The sequence below is a fragment of the Moraxella tarda genome, assembly GCF_035181405.1.
Lineage (GTDB): Bacteria > Pseudomonadota > Gammaproteobacteria > Pseudomonadales > Moraxellaceae > Moraxella.
In genome coordinates this window covers 85644-91889 of record NZ_JAYGGV010000005.1, presented here as the reverse complement: position 1 = coordinate 91889, position 6246 = coordinate 85644, and the positions used below count along the sequence as shown (strand labels likewise).

The following is a 6246-nucleotide window of genomic DNA, read 5'->3' as shown; positions in this document are numbered from 1 at the left end:
TCCGCTTCTTTACGCTCCGCTTCTTTACGCTCCGCTTCTTTACGCTCCGCTTCTTTACGCTCCGCTTCTTTACGCTCCGCTTCTTTACGCTCCGCTTCTTTACGCTCCGCTTCTAGATTGACCATTGGGCTATATAGATAAAATTTTTGCTTATCATCGCCTAATACATAACGATAAGCGCCAAGGTCTACCTCTTGGTTGTGCAGGGTGACTTTTAAACCATCTTCACGACCGCCTTTGGTTTCAAACAACGATAGTGTGCTGTTTGCCTTAGCAGGTTCTTTACCACTGTTAGAGACATGCAGGATGTGTGTGCCCGCACTTTTACCTTCTACAGTAACTTTGTCACCCTTAAGCTCTTTGATGTGGGTGCGATAATAAATATCACTGTAACCTGTCAGATCCCCTTGCACCGTCAGCGTGTTAAATTTATCTTTTGCCAAACCGTCTTTTGATAAATGTACTTGCGCATTTGATAATGTCAAATTGCCGATATGAGCATTATCATTCATTTGCCATTTGCTATCATTTAGCGTAATGGTATTGTCTTTGTTGGTATTGGCAGAGCCCGTCCAATCAGTGTGAGTGAGTTGCAATTTGGCACGATCTGTTAATTTGGCATCGCCTAATAATGAAGTGCGAACTTCGTGTGTTTGAGTCTGGTTTGGAATGAGTGCACTGCATTCAATCAGACCGTTATAATCTGAGCGTATGCACAGCTTATCTGAGGCATTGTTAGAAAAACCAATATCAAAACTGGCATTTTGGCTACCTACAATATTTGCTTTAAGGACATTGGCACCACGAGCAGTTTTAATGACGGCATTATTTGTACCTTCTATGCTGTCAGCTTGATAAGAACGCTCTATCCAAGTGTTTTTGTTGGGGTCAAATTCTGTTTGATTGATATGGTCAAACGCTCTTGGTGTCGGTCTTCCTGCCAGTACTAATTTGCCATCATTTGCCTTAATTTTACCATTTAGCACACTACCACCTGTCAACAACAACAGGCCATTGGTGCTGTCTTTTGGATCAAAGACAAAATCCAGCTTTCCAGTCTGAGTCTGCTCGCCCAGTTTCCCAGAAAAAGCGGTGCGATTGCCTTGGAGTTTTTGAAATTCACGAGCTTTCTTATTAATCTTGTTGCTATTGCCTGGCTCACTGTTTTGAGTGCCTACGAGCACATAATTATTGTCCGTTTTTCCTGTGGTGCGCATCTTACTATCGCCAATCAGGATATAAAGATCGTTTGTTTGCTCATTAAGAATGTAGTTAATGCCATTTTTTGTTTCATTTAGAAGTTTTCGCTCGCCTTTCCAAATCACCGAACCGTTGGTATTGGCACGGTTGGTGATGATACCACCATCATCGACATTGTGCATATAGTCAGTGGTGATGGTCTGTCCATGTATGTCTAGCACACCACCTCGATGACCAAATCTGAAGTCATTATTTTTCACCTGATTTGGTTTATCCAGCACCACCGTGCCACGACCACTGGCCAGCTCTACATAATTAGCAGCTTGACCTTCTTTGGATAGATACACCACGCCATCACCAACTGAGATGCCACCTTGGTTGTTGTTATTGCCATCAATGACAAGCGTACCTTCCCCAAGTTTGGCCAGATAATCATCAGCGGTAATCTGACTAGAAAAATTCACAGAGCTGCCATTAGCGACATTAACACCCCCACCTTTATGGCTGCCACCACTAATGATCAGATGGGTGGGTTGTCCACCCAGACCTACATGAATGCCACCGCTTTTTTGTACAACATTGCCTTTGATTTTTAGATGTGTGTCTTCATCAACATACAAATCATCATGCTTACCCAGGGTGAAGCTTGAATTATCATCAGTGATGAATTTGGTATCATCACCGTCTTGTTGCCAAGCCAGCTCACCTGCAATCTCTCCAACAGCTCTGCGAGCTATTACTTTCTCCATAAACTCTCGGTCAAAGATTGTGTATCTGGAACCATTCTTACCATCATCATTTGGAGATTTACTGCGTGCACCAGGTTGTCCATCGCCACTAGCAACCAATCCTACCAATTCCCATTGCTTAGTGAGTTTGTTAAAACCGTATAGACCACTACCACTATCACCACTTTGTGCTACTGCTGCCAATGGTGAATCGGTGGTTTTTTTTGTAGAATCGTACAAATCCTCAAATTTAAAACGCTCACTCATCAAGTAGTACACGATACCATCATGGGTAAAGTTGCTCCAATCTACTCGTGGCTCATCTGAAAAACGAGGCACTGCACTTGCCGTCAAAAAGCGATAAACAAAAAAATTGTCTTGATGCTGGTCTTGTGGGTGAGTGCCTTTTAAGAGTATGCCGTCGCCAGTTTTAGGATCAATAACTTCTTGTGCACCTCCCCCTACATGCATGAAAGCTGCATAATTTTTTGGGTCAAAGCTTTGAGCAGAGTCACTGGTCAGCGTTGGTGCAACCTCGGTAACCATTTTGTTTAATTTTGGGATATTAAAGTCATAAAAATTGAGTTGTCGTGCATATGCTTCGTCTTGTGTGATAACACCATCTTTTACTTCGTCATCAATCGCAAAATGACCCTCACCATTTGCTTTGATTGTTGCATAATATTCTTTATCAAGAGGGTTGATTTTGGTTTCATAATCGTTACGAAGCTCGGCATGATACCGATTTTTTGGGGCATGATGTACATCATGAGTGCCAAATTCAACTTCCTTAAAATATGTATTATAGTTGTGCTGTACACTTGTGACAAACTGTGGTGCAACTAATGTTAAGATGCCTTTGCCACTGGAAGTGGCCGAAAAAATAGGTACGGGCACACCGTCGGGCAGCAATTTGCCCAGTATTTTGCCATTTTTATCGGTGATTGTAATGTCGGTAGCACCTGCAATAAATTCACCCTTGTTTTCTGCAAAATCACGATAAACTTGTAGATTGATGTCATTACGCAAGCTAGATGCGTGAGCAAGTGTTGATGATACTGCCAAAGCCAGTAGGGTGGGTTTTAATATTTTCATGAAATAGCTCATTTGGTGGGTCTAAATTTTTTGGATTATATAATAATAACAATAAAACAACAAGCTTACTCTGTAGTATCAGACGATAAATATGATAAGACATGAACACCAAAAAAACACGCATGTCATCATAGCCTTTTGAATAATTTTTTGTGTTGATTGATTGATGGTATTTTGATGAATGTGAGGAATTTTAGCAGTCAAATTCAAATATTTTTCAAAATGGGTTACAATATCTTTTTATTTCAAAAATAAGTACAAAAAAATGAATCAATATACCACCCAAAACTTAGAAGTCTTAGAAGGATTGGAGCCTGTCCGTCGTCGTCCAGGCATGTACACTGATACGGCACGCCCTAACCATTTGGCCCAAGAAGTGATTGATAACTCGGTTGATGAGGCTTTGGCTGGGCATGCCAAAAATATCACAGTAACGCTCCATGCGGACGGTTCATTATCGGTGCTTGATGATGGACGGGGTATGCCAACTGATGTGCATCCAGAATTTAATCAATCAGGTATAGAACTGATTTTGACACGATTGCACGCAGGTGGCAAATTTTCTACAGATAATTATGCCATCAGTGGTGGCTTGCATGGAGTTGGCATCAGTGTTGTTAATGCCTTATCCAAGCGAGTAGAGGTTGCGGTGTGGCGAGATGGCTTTGAGTATCACATGATTTTTGAGCAGGGTGTGCCTGTAACAGCACTGACACAAAAGCCAAGTAGTAATAAGAAAAAGCGAGGGACGCAAGTACGCTTTTGGGTGGAGGAGCGATATTTTGACAACCCTAAGTTTGCCATCAAGCCCTTAAAGCATAATTTAAAGGCTAAAGCGGTCTTGTCTGCAGGGCTAAAGATTGACTTTATTTCAGAAATTGACCCTATTGATAGCGAAACTTGGCAATATACAGACGGTCTGGTGCAGTATCTGACCGAACAGCTTGGCGATACGCAAATTGTCCCTATGGCACCTTTTTATTTTAGTCAAGAGCCAGTCGGTGGCGAGCGTGGCGGGGCGACATTTGCGGTTGCGTGGTCTGTTGAAGGTGGTGCTTGTGTCGCTGAAAGTTATGTCAATCTCATTCCCACCATACAAGGCGGAACCCATGTCAATGGACTGCGTACGGGCATCACTGATGCGTTAAGAGAGTTTTGTGAAATCCATAATTTGTTGCCTAGAAATGTTCGTCTGACGGCCGATGATGTATGGGAGGGGGTGAATTTTATTTTATCGCTCAAGTTTGTTGAACCACAGTTTAGTGGACAAACCAAAGAGCGATTATCCAGTCGTGAGGCCGCTCCTTTGGTGCAGGCCTTAGCCAAAGATGCGTTTAGTCTATGGCTTAATGTTCATCCAGATACTGCCAAGATGATCGCTGAGCTTGCGATTGCCAACGCTGGTAAACGCCTAAAATCTGCCCAAAAAGTTGCCAGAAAAAAAGTTGTACAAGGTCCAGCCTTGCCGGGAAAACTTGCCGATTGTAAGGGTGATTTAAAAGATGGGGCAGAGTTGTTCTTGGTGGAAGGTGATTCGGCGGGTGGTTCGGCCAAACAAGCAAGAGATCGTCATTTTCAAGCAATTTTACCCTTGCGTGGTAAGATTTTAAATTCATGGGAAATCTCGCACGATACTGTTTTGGCAAGTCAAGAAATTCATGATATTGCCATTGCCATTGGCGTTGACCCTGCTTCTGACGATTTGTCCGAATTGCGTTATGATAAAATCTGTATTTTAGCAGATGCTGACTCGGACGGACTGCACATCGCCACACTCATTTGTGCGTTATTTGTTAAGCATTTTAAGGCGTTGGTGGAGGCAGGGCATTTGTTTGTTGCCATGCCGCCTTTGTATCGTATTGATATTGGTAAAGAGGTGTATTATGCCCTTGATGATGATGAATTAAACAATATCCTAAAAAAGACCAAGAATAAAAGCAAGCCTCAGATTACTCGGTTTAAAGGTTTGGGAGAAATGAACCCTGATCATTTGCGTGAGACAACAATGAACCCTGATACTCGCAGGCTGGTTCAGCTTGACTTAGATGATTGGACGCAAACCTCAAAGCTGATGGACATGCTTTTAGCTAAAAAACGCTCATCTGACCGTAAGACTTGGTTGGAGACCAAAGGTGACTTGGCAGATTTGGCGGTGTGATTATTGATGTTATATTGGTGCGACATTGGGCATGGCTTATTGAATGCTTGTTGAACTAAGAGTGTGTTTTGGCTGATTAAATAAAAAACCGCACAAATTGTGTGGTTTTTTATTTTTGTTGGCAATCTTTGTGGGCTTATTGTTTTTTGCCGCCAATGATGCCTGTTTTGCTATCGCTATCAAAAGACCCTGCTATTTCTTCAGCGTTGTCACCAAAGAAATTCAACTTATACTCACCATTTGATAGACCAGTAACTTTACCTTCTATTTGATGTTCTTCATCTTCTAGGTTAAAGGTTAAATTACCTTTTTGTAGTGTCAATGTGTCACGGCCGACCAGTGAGCCTTCGCCTGTTTTGTTGGCAAAGTCAACATTGTAAGTAAAGTTGTAGGTGTCGACATCGTTTTTGCTGTCAAATTTATTATTAAAAATGCTATAGCCTTTGCCGACATATGTAGCTTGCCCTGCAGGTAGATTTTTTGTTTCTTTTCCATGCACGCTACCAAAAAGATCAATCTTGGCAACAGTTTGTGTGCCGTCAGCGTGAGTAATTTTGTTGTGCAGTCCGACAAAAGCAAGTGAGTATTGCTGTTGCAATAGCGCCATATTACCGCTCACGATTTTTTCACCGCTTTTCATTTGTGCTTTGTCTTCATGGTCAACAGTCACTTGCATGCTGGCTGTAACAGGCATCACAACAAAGCCTTGACCAAGCTCTTTAAAATTGATTTTACTGCCATTGTCAAAAGTTTTATCGCCAATTTTTACGCGTAAATCTTTTACCCATGCATCTTGTTTGCTGAATGTAGAAAACACGCCCTCTAGGTCGCTTTTGAGCTCAAGGTCTTCATATAAATTACCTGAGTAAGCGGGTTTTGGGGCATCAACTGCAATACTTGCACTGCTACTACCACTGCCGGTAGCACAAGCGGTTAATAGCATGCCAACAGAAATGGCAAGAGCAACATGTTTAACTTGCATAACAATCTCCAAGATGGGTATAAAGGTATGCCAAATGGCATCAGTGAATGACACTATATATTACATTATTGTGCCAGAATTAA

At 42.0% G+C, this 6246-nt stretch carries 3 protein-coding genes and 1 pseudogene; 2 read left to right on the top strand and 2 right to left on the bottom strand.

What is annotated here, in order from left to right; genetic code table 11:
- Positions 1-141 (top strand): pentapeptide repeat-containing protein (locus tag U9670_RS08710; RefSeq protein ID WP_416381517.1); only part of this gene is annotated, 141 nt, incomplete at its 5' end.
- Positions 142-203: 62 nt separating this feature from the next.
- On the opposite strand, the pseudogene U9670_RS07380 reads toward U9670_RS08710, so the two are convergent.
- Positions 204-3023 (bottom strand): annotated as a pseudogene (locus U9670_RS07380) (S6 family peptidase); the annotation flags it as partial.
- Positions 3024-3288: 265 nt separating this feature from the next.
- On the opposite strand from U9670_RS07380, the gene parE reads away from it, so the two are divergent.
- Positions 3289-5181, top strand: coding sequence for a DNA topoisomerase IV subunit B (gene parE / locus U9670_RS07375; protein WP_323842239.1), 1893 nt, complete (start codon positions 3289-3291; stop codon positions 5179-5181).
- Positions 5182-5317: 136 nt separating this feature from the next.
- Here the strand turns inward: parE and U9670_RS07370 are convergent, their stop codons facing one another.
- Complete coding sequence (locus U9670_RS07370) at positions 5318-6163, bottom strand: factor H binding protein domain-containing protein (RefSeq protein ID WP_323842240.1); 846 nt, start codon at positions 6161-6163, stop codon at positions 5318-5320.
- Positions 6164-6246: the final 83 nt, after the last annotated feature.